We start from the raw sequence: 18,750 nt of genomic DNA, 5'->3' as shown, positions 1-18,750 counted from the left end.
TCCTTAATTGTCCTTGTTTATCTTTGCCACGATCACATCCCGCGGCGCCAGCATGGTCCTTCCTGTGACTGCTTCTCCTGTCATGAGGTTTTCAAGTCTTTCATCACCGAAATCAACCCAGGCGCTCTCTTCATTATTATTAATGGCAAATACCACACAGCCTCTTTCATTTTCACGTGCGGTCAGCTCCACACCTGCTGCGGCAGGATATAGAGGCTCTATTCCCGCTTCCTCCGCGATCAGGCCTGTGAGCTCCAGCAGAAAATCATCCTCCGGCTGTGTCCCCACATAATAAGCCCTGCCCTTCCCGTATTCATTTCTTGTCACACACGGGCTGCCTGCATAGAAGTCCTCTCCGTAGGAAGCCAGCCCTCTGGCACCCCTCAGGTGGATAATATCACACAGAAATCCGCAGGAATAAGACTCTCTGCCAAATGTCATGCCGCTCTCCCCGCCATCCTTAATCTTTATAATGTTCTGCTCTTCAGGGCGCAGGGCGTCTGTCTCCTCCACCCAGATTCCCAGTATATCTTTAAGCGGACCTGGATATTCCCCAAATATGCACCTGTCGTTTTCATCAGCCAGGCCTGACATCACTGTTGTGAGCAATGTCCCTCCCTGCTCAACAAACTTCTGAAGCTTTTCTGCTATGCCGTCTTTCATCATATAAAGCATAGGCGCCACGATCACGCTGTAGCCTTCCAGGCTGCTTTCCGTGCTGAGCACATCCACAGGGATATTTTTCTCATAGAAGGGCTTATAATATTTAGAAAATGTCTTCAGATAATCCATATCCTGGCTCGGGCCGCTGGACAGCTCCAGAGCCCACCAGTTATTCCAGTCCAGGATCATTCCCACCCTGGCTTTTACCCTGCCTTCCAGGAATGCCTGTCCTATCTTTTCCAGCTCCGCACCCAGGGCGGCCGTCTCACGGAACACACGTGTATTATTGTGGCCTGCATGTGTGATCACAGCGCCGTGGAATTTTTCCTGGCCTGCTATTGACTGCCTCATCTGGAAGAACAGACATGTATCAGCTCCATGTGCCATTGCCTGGTAGCTCAGCAGCCTGACCTCCCCGGGCCTTTTCAGTTTGTTGTAGGGCTGCCAGTTCTGCTGGTTGGGTGACTGTTCTGTCAGCACGTATGACTGGCCTCCTTTGAGCCCCCTCATGATATCATGCTTCATAGCTATAAAATATGCCGGGTCCGTGGGCCAGGGGTAATTGTCCCAGCCGACTATATCCAGATGCTTTGTCATGGCAAACTGGTCCAGCTTTTTAATAAATCCTGACATATTTGTCTGGATGGGAATCTCTGGATTATATTTTTTCAGTACATCATACTCATTCTGGAAGCATTCAATCGTGGAATCTGTCACAAAGCGCATATAGTCCAGCTGGATGGCAGGGTTGAACCTGTAGTCATCGTTCAGCTCTGTGGGAAGCGTCACTTCTTCAAAGCTGGTGAGAATCCTTCCCCAGAATGAAGTATGCCACCTCTTGTTTAATTCTTCTATGGTTCCGTATCTTCTGCGCAGCCACAGGCGGAATTTGGCCTGGCATGTGGGGCAGTAACAGTAGGTGCCATATTCATTTGACACATGCCACATGGCGAGGGCCGGATGATGTGCATAGCGCTTAGCCATCTCCTCTGCCACAGCCGCAGCCCTCTCCCTGTACTTCAGGCTGTTTACACAGAAGAAGACTCTCATCCCGTGCGTCCTCTTCCTCCCCTGTATATCTACAGGAAGCACCTCGGGATATCTTGTGGAGAGCCAGGCTGGCTGGGCCGTAGTCGGTGTGGCCAGGCAGACATAGATGCCGTTCTCCCATATCTTGTCAATGATCCTGTCCAGCCAGCCAAAATCATACACACCCTCATCAGGCTCCAGCTTTGCCCATGAGAACACGGGCAGAGTCAGCAGGTTGATCCCCGCTTCCTTAAAATATCTCATATCTTCATCGATCGTGGCATCATCCCACTGATCCGGGTTGTAATCCCCTCCGTAATAAATCCTGTCAGCTTTCTTCATCTATATAATTCCTCCAATTATTTATACCTATCTGTGTAACTGTTCAGTACCTTCACAGTTACATGCACAGACCTGCTGAATAGTTACCTATCTGTACATTATCTGTACATTTCTAATACCGGCTGCATTGTGATCCCTGATGCGGGTATCTGCAGATGAGTGGACGCGCCGTCCCTGCGCTCCCACACAAGAGTAGTTGTAACGTCCGCCCTGATCCTGTTTTCGCCGTCTAGGACCAGCTCTGTCACTTCCACGCTTCCCGGGAAATTTCCCAGCCATCCGGCCTCCCTGTCATTTATATAAAGACAAAGGGCATCTGAAGCTTCAGGGAATTTCAGGAAATACCTGACGCCTTCCTCTTTTTCCAATACAAAGCTCCCCTCATACCTGTATGTCCCGGTAAATCCAATATCATATCCGGGACCGTTCAGGTTCGGAAGCAGAGCTGCCGGCGGCAGTGTCACATATTCCTCAAAAGCCTCCCCGGATTCCTCGTATCCCCGGGCTGATACCTTTCTTCTGGAAACCTTCCATTCAACAGAAAGCGTCCTGCTTCCTGCTTCTTCCGGAATCTCTTTAAGAATCTCTTCTGTATCTTCTCCCGCAGTTACGTCATTATTTTTCCCGGCTGCCAGCAGCAGGGAACTGCCAGGCTCCAGAGAGACAGGCAGACCTTCCCCCGGCAGCTTATATGTCTCGCTCCTGTTGTTCCATGCATCGTAATACGTCACCCTGTCAATTTCAGCATCAGCAAACCTGAGCGCTGTACTGATCTTTTCTGAGACATTTTCATTAAACAGCATACATACAAGGCCGTCTTCCTGCTCTGTCACATAGAGCCTCAGCCCCCTGTTGTGTTCTGTTACAGTCACTGGCGCAGCATTTTGCGCCTCCACCTTGTCTGCCAGAGCTGTAAGCTCTGTATTCTCACAGGCAGCTGTAAATCCTTCCGGCAGGTCTGAACCATCTGTCAGCCTGCCCGGCATCTCTCCCGCCACATATATCTTTAATCCGGCCCTGGCTGAATTTATGACAAATTCCGCCAGCCCTGGGGGGAGCATCCTGCAGCCCGGTATAACAAGGCAGGCGTATGACTCCTGATTAATGTGCAGCAGCCCGTCCTGAACATACGCCCCGCCGGCAGCTGCAGACTGCCTGCCCTGATCCTGTTCCCCGCAGAGTACGTCGCAGGGAACCACATCACAGTCCAGCTGTCTCTCCATCAGCGCTCTCACCGGCTTTTGGAAAAGCATGGCATTTTCATCAGCCCACTCTGCCTCGCCGTGATAAAGGACGGCTGCCTGTGCTTTATGCACGCCCTTTGACAGTAATGCAGCTGCCCTGTTCATATATTTCATCAGCTCTTTAAAGCAGCCGAACTGGGGATTATTTCCTCTGGCATAGAAGTGGGGCGGACAGTCAGGGTCAGGATACTTCATTGCAAACGCATGGGGCGTAAACTCATTGATCCCCCTCACCAGCATATGGTCTGTCAGCCAGCGCATAAGAGGCATCCCTGCTGCCCAGCCATAATTGCCGAAAATTTCACACAGCGCCCTGCCCTTCTTGGATGGATCAATGTGGGCCGCTGAACTGCCCAGCTTTGCCAGGCCAAAGTGAAAGAATTCCCCGTCCGTATCTCCGGCTATCCACTGGTGCACTTTTTCTGTGAATCCGGGTACGATCTGATGGTGGACCACATCCACACCTGCCATATGCTGGCCCCTCATCTCCCTGAAATAGTGGCCTGTGCCGCAGCCCAGCTTCGTATGGCTGTTGGCATCCTCCAGGATATGGCCGATGTACTCTGCCCCCCGGCTTTCGCACCAGCTGCCCAGCTGCCCTGAAAAACACTTATATACAAGCTTAGTCATCTCATCCATATATGTAAACCTTATGGCATTTGTCTTAGCCCCGCTCTCATACCAGAGGGCGGGAAGGCTCTTCAGAAAGCTGCCTTTCCAGATTCCCCTTAAAGCATCCTCCAGTTCCCCGCTCCAGGGCAGTTTCGTGTCCTTCTGTCCCAAGGCGCAGTCAAAAGGATATCCCGGTACGTTTCCAAGCTCCGGCTCATCGGAGAAAAATCCGGCGAACTCTTTTCCGAAATATTCTTTATATCTCTCATAGTGCTTTTCATATACCTCGTCTATGAGCACCCTCACTGAAGCAGAATCGATCAGGTTCATATAATGGGGCCTGCCTCCCCCTGCCTGGGTGGTAAACAGTATAAAGAGCCTGTAGCGTCCCTCCGGCAGGTCAAAGTAGACAAAGCCATCATAGTACTTCTCTGTCAGGTCAACGATCCCTTCTCCGCTTACGGCAAGGCTTTCCCCGTCCGGCTTTGGAACAGCCAGGATGCCCAGGAGCTTTCCGTCACTGCCCAGGAAGTTTTCCACCAGAACTGCATTATTCCTGCACGGCCCGCAGATATCCATATGCCTCTCCGCCAGGTAGGTCTTTGCCAGATGTGGATACTTCTTCTCTATGGCTCCGTTGCAGTGTCCAGTTGGAAATTTATCATCATCCAGGACCCAGATGCGCATCCTGCGCTCTCTGGCCTCCTTCATTATAAAATCCAGATTTTCCCACCATCCGGGGCCGCAGAAATCAGGATGCGGCCTGGATTCCAGGCAGATTTCCCGGATGCCGCATTCACATACTGCATCCAGTTCCTCCCTTATAGTCTGATTATCCTCACCCTTCATCCAGAAAAAGGGCAGGATATGGCTGCCGCCGTTCCCATCTATTATCCTTTTCAGAGCTTCCATGCTATCCCTCCTCAAACGTTACATTTTTTAACGTTTCCCTGTGCATATGCTCCCCCTGTGTGAATGGCTGATCTGAGGCCACGCAGAGAGTCCTGAATTCCTGATAGATCTTTGCCGGGTCACCTTCCTGCCACGGCCTTGTCCCGCAGTAGAAATGATAGAGCCTTCCGTCCGCATAGAGCATGGACGGCTTATGGGCATGTGTGCAGTCCAGTTCTCCCGGCTTTCCATGTGTCAGGATGGGAGAGTCTGCTTTCTCCCAGTGGATCAGGTCTGTGGACAGCGCCAGCCCTTCCTGGGCATGTCCCGGCCCCAGTCCAAAATAAAAGTTAATCCACATATCACCGTCCCTGACAACATACGGGTCCGAGACAAACCTCTCATCCCAGGCCCCTTCGGTGACTCTTAAAACAGGATTCTCCCTGCATCTCTCCCAGTGGAGCAGATCCCTGGAGGTTGCAAGACCTGTCTGCTCTGTCCATCTTGCTTCCCTGTTTTTTGCATTATAGAACATATACCAGAGTCCTTCATGCTCTATCACGCAGGCTTTGTATAAGCCCCCGGCCTCCCATTCTTCTCCGTCCTTCCAGGAAAACACCGGTTCATCCAGCCTGTGCCAGTCCAGAAGCTCTTCATCCTCACACCAGGCAAGCCCTATCTGGGCAGGCCCGTCCTCATATCCCATTCCCGGATAAGAATGATATACCAGCCAGTACTTCCCATCCACCTTTTTCAATTTAGGAATATCCCACAAACTGTCGCTCTCTTTGATCATCCAGGTGGCTGCCCCACCGATCCCATCCCATCTGCCGCTGTCCAGATCCCTTGTCAGCACCATGCCTTTATGCTTCCAGTTCAGCAGGTCATCACTGACGGCCAGGGCCGACTGGTATCCCGTCCCGTCAAAACCAGTATAGAGCATATGGTACAGGCCCCCATGCCAGAAAACAAAAGGAATATCCACTGCCTGCTCGTCGAAGGCTCCTTTTATGCCTGAGCCCGTGAGCACAGGACGTGTATACTTATATGGTGTCAGATATTTCTGTATTCTTTCGTCATGTATTGAGATCATCTTCTATCCTTTCTTAACTTTTACAAAGTATGTGTATTTTCCTGAGCCTGCTTTTCTTTTCACTCTGCCGTCCTCTGATTCCAGATAAGCAATCATGTTAGGCGGTATGGTTACATTTACCTCAGCCATATCCCCTTTCCGCTCCCATGATACAGACAGCCTGCCGTAGGGATGCATCATCCAGGCGCTGCAGGTATCCACCCCTTCAGCAATATGCGGCTTAATAAGCACTTCATCAAACGCCAGCCCGCTCCTTAAGCTGGCAAGCCCTGCCAGCCCCCCGTAAAACCACTCCTCTATGCTTCCCAGCATAAGATGGTTCTGGGAGCCATGGGGCCTCTCAGGATCCGGCCCGTCCCACTCTTCTGTCAGGGTGGTGGCGCCGTGTACGACCTGGTACCCGTATCCCGGGGTCTCAGTAATATTTGTCATCTCGCAAAGCAGATCTGACATGCCGTATTTCATCAGGGCTGCTATCAGGAATGGGTGTCCCACATCCCCTGCCGTGATCGCATATTTTCTCTTAACCACTTCATCTCTTAATTGTTTCAGAACCTTCTCTTCATATTCCTCCGGCACAAGACCTGCCATCAGGCTCATGGCCTGGGATGCCTGGCTGCCTGTCCCGTAGCGCCCTGTCTGGTCATCCAGAAACTGCAGGTTATACTCTCTGAACACATCTTTTTTCAGCTCCTCATAGTACTCTGCTTTTTCTCTTTTCCCCAGCAGTGCAGACACCTCGCTCATGATGCACAGATCATAGTAGTAGACTGACGTAGCCACAATGGGCACTGCCGTATTCTGGGAATAGGGAGTGCACGGCCCGATATCCAGCCAGTCTCCCAGCCCGTGGTGGAGCACATTGTGATGTGTCCGTCCTGTGAGGTAATCCATATACTTTTCCATAGTATTGTAATATCTTTCCATCAGGGAGGTATCCCCATATCTCTTATACACATACCATGGATTTATGATACATGCGCTTCCCCATTCCGGTGAATCTACAAACCCTTCATGGTACCCGAACACCACATACTCCGGACAGATATCCGGCACCAGGCCGTTCTCTCTCTGAGAATCAGCCATGTCCTGCTCTATCTTCAGATAAAGATTGTGCACATCATAATTATACATGATTCCCGGGCCGATCAAATGTGTCTGTTCCAGCCAGGGCAGCTTTTCCCTGTGTGGGCAGTCTGTAAAATAGCTCTTCGTATTACTTAATATTGCCTGGCTGATTATCTTATGTATATCATTAAATAGCTGGTTTGAACAGGAAAATCCTCCTGTCACTTCTATGTCCGGATAGATAAATTCCCCTTCCATGGAGATGATAACAGGAATCCCCCCTTCCGGACTTCTGGGGTCCATGCCCGTATTTTCCCCTTCCTCATCCAGATCAAACCTGGGGACTGCGCCTGTGACTTCCACATATCGGAAACCTGTGAACGTGAAATCCGGTGCAAACTCCTGCTCCTCCTGGTCATTCAGTATATATTCCCACCTGTAATCATGTCCTGTCACACGCTGGTCGGGTCTCATATCCTTGTCCAGTATCTCACACGGAGTCATGGTAATCTTACGCCCGGCCATCTTCCCGTCTGTACATATCCTGATCCTGGCCCAGCCGGAAAAGTTTGTGCCAAGGTCGTAGAGAAATGACCCGGGTCTGTTTTCCTGTATGGATACAGGTGTATATTTCTGCATCACCTTGAGGGGAGGCACGGGGGAGGCAGTCACCCGGCCCGTAGGAGGCTCAACGGCCGCTGCATTTTCCCAATCCTGCCCTTCCTCATACCCCGGAAGTGAGAAACCTTTCTTTTCCAGCCTTCCGTCGTAAAGCTCTCCGCCGTAGATACAGCAGTAGAGGATCGGGCTTTTTGCCATTCTCCAGCTCTCATCCGTGACAACCTCCTGCCTGCTCCCGTCCGCATATGTGATGTTCAGCTGTACATTCAGCTTACATTTGCCGTAACTGCGCTCAAAATAAACATAGCGGCCTTCCGAGGCTGCTCCCGGCACATTGTACATGCCGTCCCCCAGCTTTACCCCGGCTCCGTTTCTACCTTTCTTTATAAAATCTGTAACATCGTATGCTGAATAGAAGCAGGTCTTCCTGTAATCCGTCCAGCCCGGCTCCAGTACTCTGTCGGATATCCTCCCACCATTTATATAAAATTCGTGATGCCCCAGCCCGCATACATAGAGCTTGGCCTTCACAACCTCTTTTTCAATTTCGAATTCTTTTCGGAAGATATGATAGACATGGTCTTCTTTCTCTCCGATATAAATACCTTTCCAGTCTTCTTCGCAGAACAGGCCTGTCTCAAACCATGTCTCTTCACCTGAGGCGATCTCCCCCTCCGACGAAACACATTCCACATACCAGAAATAGCGCTCATCTGACACAAGAGCCTCACCCTGGTAAGGCACATTTGTCATCTGCGCGCTCCTTATAAATCCGCTGTCCCACACTGTTTTCCTTTCATTTCTGACTACTATCCTGTATTCCTTCTGTCTCCAGTTCTCTTCTTCTGTTTCTACCCTCCAGCGAAATGCCGGTTTCTCTACTGTAATATCAATTGGCCTTATTTTGTTCTCTGTACGAAGCCCACATACTTTCATAATTAATGTCCTCCAAAATGTTACGTCCACACGCTGCTGTCTCACCGGATTGTCCCGTTGTCAGAATTGTTGATATAGGGTAACAGTTCAGCCTTCCACTGTTCCGCGAGGTGTTTTCGTGCAAAATGCACGAAAATCCCGAGAGCTGCAGCGCCAAAATGCTGTTTACAGCATTTTGTGTGCATCGCGAAGCGTTGTTACAGGTTAGACGGCTGCTGAACAGCAGACGGCTGAACTGTAACGATATAGGAAGAAAGGGCCCTGGTAATAAGAGCCCTTTTTCCTGTTTTAATTCTTTAAAAATATCATTTCACTGTATTCTCATTCATCATCTCAAGTATACCATCAAAATCATCATCTGTCTGGCTCTTGATATCAGCAACATAATTCTCCCATGCTGAATCATCTTCAATATCCTGCTGCCCTGTGATAAACTGCAGCGCCAGCTCTTTTACTCTTGTCTCGCATACACCGCCGTAATCCAGCTGTGCTTTTGAAGTCTTTTCTTCTGCTGTCAGGTAAGTAACAGGAGCTCTGTCATAAGGAGACACTGACTCTTCTCCGCCGTTTTTGGATGTCTCTACCCAGTATTTGCCTACATAATATCCTTCTTCCGGATTCCACCATGGCTCAGACTGGGAAGATACTTCCAGCATAGCATCGAAATCCAATGGTACAAATGCAATTCCTGAGCGGCATACAGAGGATGCCAGAATACCTTCATCTGCCACTGCCAAAGCAGGGTCTTCCGCATTCATGTACTTGTCGGCAAACTGTTTTGTGTCACCTTCAACAGTGTAGTCTTCGCCTTCGATTCCCCAGTTCATCATCTCAACAAGCTCATCTGAATACTGGTAGTCAATCATTGCTACTACATATTCCGGATATTCTGTCTCTGCGCTTACATAGATACCCATATTAGGATTCAGCGATTTTCCTGCCTGTCTGGAACCCCATTTCCATGGTGTACCGTATTTTTCATTTTCAGGAAGGAAGGCAAGTCCCCATTCCATATTTTCATCTGTTGAAGCCGTATTCCATCCTGCAGCACTTCCTGACCACAGTGTCGGGCAGATGCCTGCTACATTTGTGGTAGCCTTTACCTGGGCTGCATTAAAGTCTGCTGTTGAAAATTCCGGATCAATATAACCTGCTTCATACAGGCCGTTGAGGTATGCCAGCATCTCGCGGAAATTGTCTTCCAGAGGTCCAAATTTCCACTCGCCGTCATTATAATAGAGGCAGTCCCATGTATGGAAGATTCCCACAAAGCCTCTGTAAAGTGAGTAGTCTTTTGTGCTGTTCATAATGACATAATCCAGATCCAGGGATCCGTCATCGATCTTTGCTTTCATATCCTCGCAGAGCTTTGTAAACTCATCCAGTGTTGTGGGCGGCTCCCAGCCGTTTTCTTTGAGGATATCAAAACGGTATGCAAAGTCTGCAAAGGACTGTGCTCCTTCAATATTCTTTGGATTGTAGAAGCCATCCATAAAATAGTACATGGATCCGTCTTCATTTTTGGCAAAGTCTTCCCCGCCGTTTGTATCCTTCATATACTCCGGATAGTAAACCATATAATCTGAATAATCAGAAAGGTTTAAAAGTGTCCCGTCCTCGCCGTATTCATTAACTGCAGCGCCTTTTGTGACAGTTGCCACATCCGGAACCTGGCCGGACTGAAGCACTACCAGCTCATTGTCAGCATAGTCAAGGCTTGGAGTCCTTGTCCATGTGATATCCAGCTTACATCCCAAGTAGTTTTCCATACGCTCCTGCCAGAGCTGCTGAAGCCTCTTTCCGTCTGAAGATGTCTGATAATCCGTGATACTTACGCTGAGCTTTAATGTACCGTCTTCCAGCTCCGGAAGCTCAATCCCGTTGCCTGCAGCTGTAGCCCACTCGCCTGCCGTATCCTCTGCCGCCTCAACTCTGCCTAATGAACCGCCTGATACGATCCCTGCAGTCATGACTGCAGCCAGCAGTAATGCTGTTACTTTTTTTGCTTTCATTTTGTTTACCTCCCATTTTTTCTATGTATATCAAAATCCATATTTGAATTTGTGATACCGTTTCACAAGTTTACGTAACTACCCCTTGACCGCACCCACCTGCATTCCCTGTGCAAAGTACTTCTGCACGAAAGGATAGATACAGAGGATGGGGAGTATTGCCGCTATGATACATGCATACTGCACGCTGAGCTGGTTTAATTTTCCATGACCGATCATCGCCTGTGCATCCCCCATGCTCGTGGTTGTAAATGAAAATACAATTTTACGCAGGATCATCTGTATCGGCTGTTTATCAGCATCTTTAATATACAGCAGGGCCTCATAGTAGTTATTCCATACGCCTACTACAGAGAACAGCCCGAATGTGGCATAGAGCGCTTTTGACAGCGGCGCATATATCCTTGTTAAAATTGTCAGTTCCCCTGCGCCGTCGATCTTAGCCGCTTCTCTTATCTCCGGTGAAATCCCCTTAAAAAATGCTTTATATAAGAAGATATTGTAAGCTGACACTGCATTTGGCAGAATCAGCGCCCACCAGCTGTTTAAAAGCCCCAGGTTCTGGATCAGCAGGTAAGTTGGTACTGTACCGCCTGTAAAGAACATTGTTATCAATATGATGATCGACAATGGTTTTTTCAGACAGAACTCCGGAACCATAAGCACATATGCCACAAGAGAATTAAGGACCAGATTCAAAATCGTTGTTGCTGCAGCAATGACGATTGTATTGCCATAGGCCCTCAGAATATTCTCGGCATCAAAAAGCACCTTATAGCTTTCCAGGTTGAACTCCCTTGGAAAGAATGTGACCTGCCCTGTTGTGATCATACTGTTGCTGGAAAATGATACTGACAGGACGTTTAAAAACGGATACAGGAAGATCACGCACATCAGCAGCATGAAGATGATCAGAACCACATCAAAAGCCTTGTTCCCGATGTATATTTTATTTTTTCTTTTCTTTGTTTTGTCCATTTTTCTCCCCCTCACCACAAGCTATTTTCCGGATTTGTCTTCCTGATTATCATATTCGTGCCGAATACCAGGATGCAGCAGACAATAGATGAAAACAGGTTTACTGCCGTTGAATACGAGAATTTGCCCTCCACGATACCTTTCTGGTATACGAAGGTAGCGATGACATCCAGCTGGCTTCTGTTCGTATCATTCTGCATTAAGAGGATTTTTGTGAAATCAGCATTCAATATCTGTCCCACATTCATAATCAGCATGACTGTTGTAGTCGGCACTATAGCCGGCCATGCAATATTCTTAACTTTCTGCCAGCGGTTAGCGCCGTCAATGTTCGCCACATCATAAAGTGAAGTATCTATATTCGTCAGGGCCGACAAGTATACGATGGAACCCCACCCGATTGTCTGCCATACGGCTGACCCTACATATTCCAGCATAAAATATGTACTTCCGTTATTCATATCCACCCTTGCCATTCCAAAGAATTCACGGATATCATTAAATAACCCTGTTGTGGAACCAAATCCATTGAGCATGGAGCAGATAACCACTATAGAAATAAAATGCGGTATATATGAAATCGTCTGTATGGATTTCTTCATATATTTGCCTCTGACTTCATTTAAAAGGAGGGCAAATATGATTGGCGCCGGAAATGTAAACAGCATAGTCATCACTCCGACTTTTACAGTATTCCATATAATGTTCCAGCAGTTTACATTTTTAAAGAAGGTTATAAAATTCTTAAACAGCGGGTCAAGCCATGCACTCCCCCAAACACCTTTAGAAGACTTGTAATTTTTAAATGAAATCAGGATACCGTACATAGGCACGTATTTAAAAATTATCAGCAGAAGCAGCCCGGGTAAAAGCATTAAAAGCAGCGTCCGCTGCTTACAAAGTGTTTTCCAGAAGGATGTTTTTGGGCTTGCCGCTATCACAGACGAGGATGCAGCCTTTTTACTTTTCTTTCCCATTCTCTCTATTTCCTTTCTTTTCTTTATAGAATGCAGAAATCCATTGCTGAAAGCCGTTTTAAATGGAATTCCGTATGTAACTGTAGTTACTGAACAATTACATGTTTATTATAAATTCATATTTGGTTATTTTGAATGGACGATACCCCGTGTTTTTATGTATTTTTTTTATGAATCTTTTATAGACAGGCAAAAAATATGTAATTTTTCCATATATTTTATGGATTTTTCCATAACCAGCCCTTATAATAGTACGGTAAAATTAAAAAGTGTAACGGCAAAGTCTATCCCAGCTGCTGCAAAAGGCATATCTGCTGACTAAAAAATAAATGACAGGTATTTCTTATGATAAATATAAAAAGAACTCCAAAAACCAGGCCGCTGAAATCTCATCTGATTGAGCTGCTGATTATTTTTACCATATGTATCATCGCTATAACAATATACAGTACCTATGATTATAAGAAGCTTCAGACTTCAATGATCGAGGATAATAACCGGCTCTATGCAACACAGCTGGCCAAGAATACACGGCAGGTCTATGAGACTTACGAGAATATCTGCTACAGTGTGGCCTTCAATCAGGCTATACAGGATTATATCTGCGAAACGGATCCCCTGAAGAAGTATGATGAGTACCAGGAAATGCAGAATTATCTGAGCAATACCGCCAATCTGGACAGCTACATAACTGATATTGCAGTTATAGGCAAAAATGGCAATTCCATAGCTCTCTCCGGGTCTACTGACTCCTACGAGGCACTGGCTGACTCTCTTCCGTCGTCACGTTTTTCCTATCAGTCTATGGGTATCATGACAGTAAAGTATATTGACAGCCATATCCTTGCCATGCCTGTCCACAGACTCCAGGCCGGATCTTCTTATCTGGGAGCTATGTTCCTGGCCATAGACATCAGCCGTTTCTTTGAAAACGGCATGCCTGAAAATGCAGAATACAAACCTTCTGTCCTCTTTGCCACATCCTCTGAAGGTGAACTTATCTATGGGGACGGCAAACTGTATGACGCAGTCCTGGAAGCCGGAGAAAATTCTGAATCCTTCAGCCTGAAAGCAGGCTCCGCCACCTATGCCGCCAACCACTACTCCCTGTCACATCTGGGCTATGACCTTTATGTCCTGGTCGACAAAAGCCAGTATAGTGCCCGGACCCTGCAGCTGGCCGGGCGTCAGCTGCTATGGATGGCTGTGATCCTGCTCTTCTCCGGAGTCCTCCTGCTGCGCTTTTTCCATCCCCTGATCTCATCATTAAATGAACTGACACAGTTTATGAAGAAGATCACAGAAGGGGAGCGTAAAGCTGCCAAAGAAGGGATCACCATAAAGCAGGGAATGTTCGGATGTCTGGAGATCACCAACATCAGTGACGCATTTAATGAAATGCTCAGGGAGACAAACAGGCTTAATTATACGATTTTTAAAACTTATACGGAAATGTACGAGCTGGAAATGAATAACCGCAATACTGAAATTGCCTTTCTTCGCAGTCAGATCAACCCGCATTTCTTGTATAATACACTCACAGCTATATGCGGCATGGCCTCCGCAGGCATGACAGATGAGATTATCTCTGTCACTAATGCACTCTCACAGATATTCCGGTACAGCATCAAGGGTTCTGACCTTGTAACTGTAGCTGAGGAACTGGAAATAGTAAAATCTTATCTAAAAATACAGCTGACCAGGTTCGAAGGACGGTTCACAGTCCGTTATGATATGTCAGATGATTCCTATGCCTGCCTGATCCCCAAGATGATCATACAGCCGCTTGTGGAGAATGCCATTGTACACGGACTGGAACAGAGCCTGAAAAAAGGTGAACTGCTGATAGGCGCCGGACGCAATCCAGAGTATGGCTACCTGGCTCTCTGGATCTATGACACTGGTGTGGGGATGCCTTCAGAAAAGCTGGAAGAGATCCGCAGGGCGCTGAAACGCTCCTCCAGGACAAAATCGGGAGACGCGAGGAAGGATCTGCTGGAGATGGATGAACAGAATCATGAAAGCATAGGTATACTGAATGTGAATACCCGCATGACTCTATATTTTGGTGAAGAATATTCCCTGCTTATTGATTCCGAGGAAAATGTGGGAACAAATATACAACTTCGGATACCTTACCACACACGTGAAGAGTCTGAAAAGGAAGCAGACAAAAATGAGGTGATTTAATGTATCGTGCAATTGTAATCGATGATGAGAAATGGGTTGTAAAAAGCCTTATTGCAACTATAAAGGACCAGGATTATTTTCAGGTCGTAGAAGAGCTCTATGACGGAGTGTCAGGACTTTCCTATATACAGAATTCCATGCCGGAACTGGCGTTTGTGGATGTGAGGCTGCCCGGCATGAGCGGCCTGGAGCTGCTCAAGGCCGCAGAAGAGTACGGATGTAAAACTCTATTTATCGTGATCAGCGGACATGCTGAATTTGCCTATGCCCAGAAAGCCATGCAGCATAATGCTATCGGCTACTGCCTGAAGCCTTTCTCCAGAAATGAGCTGCTGGATTCCATGCAGAAGGCTTATCATATTCTGGAAAAACAGAAATCAGTAATACAAGATCCCATAAACGTTCCCCCTCCGCGGACATTTGTTCCAAAATCCATGACTGTATCCAACAGGACCGTACAGACAATGCTGGACTACATGATGGCTCATTATTGTGAAGATATCTCTATCCAGACACTGGCTGACCTCTGCTACATCAATCCAAACTATGCCAGCCAGCTCTTCAAGCAGGAAACCGGGACCACCTTCAGCAGCCATCTGACAAATCTTCGTATACAAAGGGCCGTACACCTGCTGGCCACTACAGATATGGCAGTCTTTTTAATCGCTTCCCATGTGGGCTACAGGGACTATTTCTATTTTGCAAAAGTCTTTAAGAAAATCACTGGCACAACACCTACCTCCTACCGGAAAGAAGTGCTGGGACAAAATTCTGAAGACGGCAGTGATGAGGAGAGTGAGCCATGAAGATAAAAAATTGTTTCTTAACAGTACTTGCATCCGCCTGTATCCTGGGCGTATGTGCAGCCGGAGGATGCAGCCAGACTGCAGGCGGAGGTGAAAAACCCGAATGGATGGCCGGGAAGGATTTCTCAAAACATCTGGAAATCAGCGTAGGCTACTGGAATATCGAGGAAATGGCTGCGCGCACACAGCCAGATGCAATACAGAAATATATTGAAGAACTTCTCAATATCACAATCAAGCCTGTATCCGTCACATGGACAAATTATAAGGAATACTACCAAATGCTAAATGCCACCGATAATCTTCCTGATGTCTTCGCCACACTTACAATATCCTCCAATGATTCGAATGACAGCGCAATATTTGAAGATTTTATAAATTCAGGCGCCATCAGGCCTCTGCCGGATGATCTGACTGGATACCCAGATTTAAACAGCTTATTTGATGATCTTGAATATACACGGCGCCAGGACGGCAAATACTACGCCATTCCCCGGGTCAGCTTCCGTGATGAGATCCTGGGCAGTACTGATGCCGCCATGCTCGTGAGGCGTGACTGGATGGATAATCTATCCATCGATGATCCAAAGAACCTGGATGAATTCATTGATATGATAACAGCTTTTGCAAAGGATGATCCTGACGGCAATGGCATTGATGATACGCTGGGCTACAATGTAAATAACCTGGTTGCCATAGGTAAATGGGTGATGCTGGGTATAGCTCCTGAATGCAACACTTACACATGGGTAGAATCAGATGACGGCACATTTGTGCCATGCTGGACTACAGAAGGGTTCAAAGATGTGGTGGCAGCCTACAGAAGAATGTATGAATCCGGCGGCCTGGATCCTGATTTTTATATTAAAACACCAAATGCTGTTATGGAAGATTTCGCCAACGGACGTCTGGGCGCCCTGGAATATAAGTCAGCAGCCGGTTCCCTGGAAGACCTGAAGGCCCTGTGGGACCGTTATAACGACAAGCCCTTTGACGAATGTGTGGACATCCTCCATATATTCCCGGCTCCAGACGGAAATTGCTACAGCAACTCCAGCTTCGTCTCCTGGTCCGAGTCCTTTATCTCCTCCCAGGTGGATGACGAAAAAATGGAGAGGATACTCTGCCTGTATGAATATCTTCTCTCTGACGAAGGGATCCGCCTGACAAAATACGGTCTGGAGGGAGAAGACTATGAGCTGGACAAAGACGGCAGCTATTCCTGCCTGCTGGACACTGACAGCCAGAGTACCATACGGGTACTTCAGGAAAAGTACCCTTCTATCTACCTGTTCGCCAATCTGGCTTCACTGAACGGCGGCTGGAGTGATTTCGAAGAAACCGAGGCCAATTATCTGCGTTATGGCAGGCACTGTGTCACTCTGGCCAAAAAGGATGTCACCTGGAACCAGGAAAACACCATACAGTTGGAACGCCCCTATCAATTCTTACTGTTTCCCAAAGAGACCTCCGATATCTTCAGCACTACAAATGCATTTAACAGTTTTGTAAAGTGCATTATCGGAGAGGAGGACGCGGTCCTCATGTGGGAGAAGGTGCTGGACGGCTACAAAAAACAGGGGCTGGACGAATACATACAGAGGCAGAATGAACGCTATTTTGAAAGTATAGAGGCAGAGTCTCCTGCCGCCACCCGGCGCTCCACTTCTGCCTGCATTTCCTCCAGGTAAACTTCCGGCTCACATCTGGTGTATTCTTCCATATATTCATTCCATGCAGTGTCAAAATCCTCCGCCATCACCACCCGGGGGAGATATTCCTGCTTCACTTCTGTCATGGCCGCCCACACTTCTCCCGCCCTGCTGGAGGATGTCAGCTGGGCAGAGTAGGAATACATCGGAAACCAGGGGCCCGGCTTTTCATTGGAGCCCAGCATTTCTACATAATTCCTGCACCCATATGCATCAAAGCAGTCTTTCACATCCTGAGGCAGCCCCTTGAAGAATTCACCCGGCTGTACCTCAGGTGAATAAGCATTGATCCCGTCAGGATTCAGACCCTCGTATCTGGGAAAATAAGAATAGCTGCAAAAATGAGATGCACTATATTCGCTGTCAGTAGACCTGGCGCTCTGCTCCTCTGTAAGATAAAAGATCCCCTCTGCATCCACCTCATAGTCCACCCCTTCTATTCCCCATAACCGAAGTGTTTGAACCTCAGGGCTTAAAAGATCATTCACAAAGGAAAGGGCTCCTGCCAGATCTTCACAGCTGACAGTCACTGCCAGCCCCTCTGCCACATTATACATATCCCCACCGATGGTATGCCATTGATTCTTTATCCCTTTATCAATTGTAATTGGAAGAGGCACATAATTGCACCCCTCCTTCCACAATTCCTGACGTTCCAGAACCGCATTTATATCATATGCAAATCTCCACCACTGATCAACCATGCCAAGTACCTGGCCGCTGGATAATTTATTGAGATACTCCTGGTAAGTCTGTGTAAAAAATTCAGGGTCAAGATAGCCTTTCTGAAATTCCTCATTCAGCTTCCTGAAATACCGTTGCGCTGTCTGTGTCGTACTATAGTCCCTGACTTTCTGTGTATCAGGTTCTACGATCACGCTTCCATCGTTTGGATAACCTTCCAGAAACTGCGGCGGATTTTCCAGGCAAAAATACCGCTCCCCATCGCAGAGGACTGTGAAAGCGATATTCTCCAGTCCATTTTCCATCGTGGGGTTTTCTTTCGCATAGGCCTCCAGCAGTGCAAAATATTCATCCAGTGTCTCAATCTTCGGATACCCTGCCCACTTCAATACACGTGTCTGTATCCAGAATGCCTCGTCGTTGTGTATCACACCCTCTGTTCTCCCATTCGCGATGCCAAACTGCGGTATCCAATAGATATGGCCATCCTCCTGGCGGAAGCGTTCCCACTTCTCTTCACTCAGGAAGTTCTTAATATTGGGATAATCATCCCAATACTCATCCAGCGGAACCAGCACACCGGCTTCATAAAGCTGGGCGTCCGCACCGATAAAATCAGGATACTCCCCGCCCGCTATCAGTGAACTGACGGCCTTTTCCGGAGTCTGTCCTGCCAGCCATATTTCTTTGCACTCTGCACCGGTTATTTCCGCAATCTTCTTTTTAATCTCATTGTTCTCGTCAATTTCATCTCCCGGCACATTAAAAAAAGCCGTAAACTCTTTTATCTCTTTTTCACTTCTGCATCCGGGCAGAATCCATATACATGCCGCCAAAATAAAATAAATTACAGCTCTGCCTGTTTTTCTATTCCTAAATGGCATTTCCGCCT

Annotated in this window: 11 protein-coding genes; 3 read left to right on the top strand and 8 right to left on the bottom strand. The window is 47.6% G+C overall.

Translation table 11 applies throughout. The features are described 5' to 3' along the window. Nucleotides 1-3: 3 nt before the first annotated feature. The 7 genes from NSB28_RS05320 to NSB28_RS05290 form a co-directional block, all read right to left on the bottom strand. Nucleotides 4-2,034, bottom strand: coding sequence for a beta-galactosidase (locus tag NSB28_RS05320; RefSeq protein WP_109625527.1), 2,031 nt, complete (start codon nt 2,032-2,034; stop codon nt 4-6). 98 nt (nt 2,035-2,132) lie between these two features. Continuing rightward, a complete protein-coding gene (locus NSB28_RS05315) occupies nt 2,133-4,802 on the bottom strand; it encodes a hypothetical protein (RefSeq protein WP_109625526.1) in 2,670 nt (889 codons plus the stop codon). Between the two features lies 1 nt (nt 4,803). Beyond that, nucleotides 4,804-5,874, bottom strand: a complete 1,071-nt coding sequence (locus NSB28_RS05310) for a glycoside hydrolase family protein (RefSeq protein ID WP_109625525.1) — start codon at nt 5,872-5,874, stop codon at nt 4,804-4,806. Between the two features lie 3 nt (nt 5,875-5,877). Beyond that, nucleotides 5,878-8,499, bottom strand: a complete 2,622-nt coding sequence (locus NSB28_RS05305; protein WP_109625524.1) for a family 78 glycoside hydrolase catalytic domain — start codon at nt 8,497-8,499, stop codon at nt 5,878-5,880. Between the two features lie 305 nt (nt 8,500-8,804). Beyond that, complete coding sequence (locus NSB28_RS05300) at nt 8,805-10,511, bottom strand: type 2 periplasmic-binding domain-containing protein (RefSeq protein WP_109625523.1); 1,707 nt, start codon at nt 10,509-10,511, stop codon at nt 8,805-8,807. Between the two features lie 78 nt (nt 10,512-10,589). Then, the gene (locus NSB28_RS05295; RefSeq protein WP_109625522.1) at nt 10,590-11,489 is read right to left on the bottom strand and encodes a carbohydrate ABC transporter permease; all 900 of its coding nucleotides are present in this window, start codon (nt 11,487-11,489) and stop codon (nt 10,590-10,592) included. Nucleotides 11,490-11,500: 11 nt separating this feature from the next. Further along, entirely contained in the window at nt 11,501-12,466 is a 966-nt protein-coding gene (locus NSB28_RS05290; protein WP_109625521.1) for an ABC transporter permease, read from the bottom strand. Nucleotides 12,467-12,811: 345 nt separating this feature from the next. Here NSB28_RS05290 and NSB28_RS05285 point away from each other — a divergent pair, with 345 nt between their 5' ends. Genes NSB28_RS05285 through NSB28_RS05275 form a run of 3 tightly spaced genes read left to right on the top strand, consistent with a single transcriptional unit; the run spans nt 12,812 to nt 17,153 of the window. Beyond that, the gene (locus tag NSB28_RS05285) at nt 12,812-14,656 is read left to right on the top strand and encodes a sensor histidine kinase (protein WP_109625519.1); all 1,845 of its coding nucleotides are present in this window, start codon (nt 12,812-12,814) and stop codon (nt 14,654-14,656) included. Continuing rightward, a complete protein-coding gene (locus tag NSB28_RS05280) occupies nt 14,656-15,462 on the top strand; it encodes a response regulator transcription factor (protein ID WP_109625518.1) in 807 nt (268 codons plus the stop codon). Before NSB28_RS05285 ends, NSB28_RS05280 begins: the two co-directional genes overlap by 1 nt. After that, nucleotides 15,459-17,153: a type 2 periplasmic-binding domain-containing protein gene (locus NSB28_RS05275; protein WP_109625517.1), complete on the top strand. Its 1,695-nt coding sequence runs from the start codon at nt 15,459-15,461 to the stop codon at nt 17,151-17,153. The genes NSB28_RS05280 and NSB28_RS05275 overlap by 4 nt, the downstream gene beginning before the upstream one ends. Here the strand turns inward: NSB28_RS05275 and NSB28_RS05270 are convergent. Next, nucleotides 17,078-18,742, bottom strand: a complete 1,665-nt coding sequence (locus NSB28_RS05270; protein WP_257497681.1) for an extracellular solute-binding protein — start codon at nt 18,740-18,742, stop codon at nt 17,078-17,080. The two genes, NSB28_RS05275 and NSB28_RS05270, sit on opposite strands and share 76 nt — an antisense overlap. Between the last annotated feature and the right edge of the window lie 8 nt (nt 18,743-18,750).

It is taken from the genome of Murimonas intestini (genome assembly GCF_024622195.1).
Lineage (GTDB): Bacteria > Bacillota > Clostridia > Lachnospirales > Lachnospiraceae > Murimonas > Murimonas intestini.
The sequence above is the reverse complement of the archived record's forward strand: the minus strand, read 5'-3'. Positions and strand labels throughout refer to the sequence as shown.

What these genes read in the sequence shown, in the direction of transcription:
- NSB28_RS05320 (WP_109625527.1), bottom strand. Translation starts at nt 2,034, where the DNA reads ATGAAGAAAGCTGACAGGATTTATTACGGAGGGGATTACAACCCGGAT.
- NSB28_RS05315 (WP_109625526.1), bottom strand. Translation starts at nt 4,802, where the DNA reads ATGGAAGCTCTGAAAAGGATAATAGATGGGAACGGCGGCAGCCATATC.
- NSB28_RS05310 (WP_109625525.1), bottom strand. Translation starts at nt 5,874, where the DNA reads ATGATCTCAATACATGACGAAAGAATACAGAAATATCTGACACCATAT.
- NSB28_RS05305 (WP_109625524.1), bottom strand. Translation starts at nt 8,499, where the DNA reads ATGAAAGTATGTGGGCTTCGTACAGAGAACAAAATAAGGCCAATTGAT.
- NSB28_RS05300 (WP_109625523.1), bottom strand. Translation starts at nt 10,511, where the DNA reads ATGAAAGCAAAAAAAGTAACAGCATTACTGCTGGCTGCAGTCATGACT.
- NSB28_RS05295 (WP_109625522.1), bottom strand. Translation starts at nt 11,489, where the DNA reads ATGGACAAAACAAAGAAAAGAAAAAATAAAATATACATCGGGAACAAG.
- NSB28_RS05290 (WP_109625521.1), bottom strand. Translation starts at nt 12,466, where the DNA reads ATGGGAAAGAAAAGTAAAAAGGCTGCATCCTCGTCTGTGATAGCGGCA.
- NSB28_RS05285 (WP_109625519.1), top strand. Translation starts at nt 12,812, where the DNA reads ATGATAAATATAAAAAGAACTCCAAAAACCAGGCCGCTGAAATCTCAT.
- NSB28_RS05280 (WP_109625518.1), top strand. Translation starts at nt 14,656, where the DNA reads ATGTATCGTGCAATTGTAATCGATGATGAGAAATGGGTTGTAAAAAGC.
- NSB28_RS05275 (WP_109625517.1), top strand. Translation starts at nt 15,459, where the DNA reads ATGAAGATAAAAAATTGTTTCTTAACAGTACTTGCATCCGCCTGTATC.
- NSB28_RS05270 (WP_257497681.1), bottom strand. Translation starts at nt 18,742, where the DNA reads ATGCCATTTAGGAATAGAAAAACAGGCAGAGCTGTAATTTATTTTATT.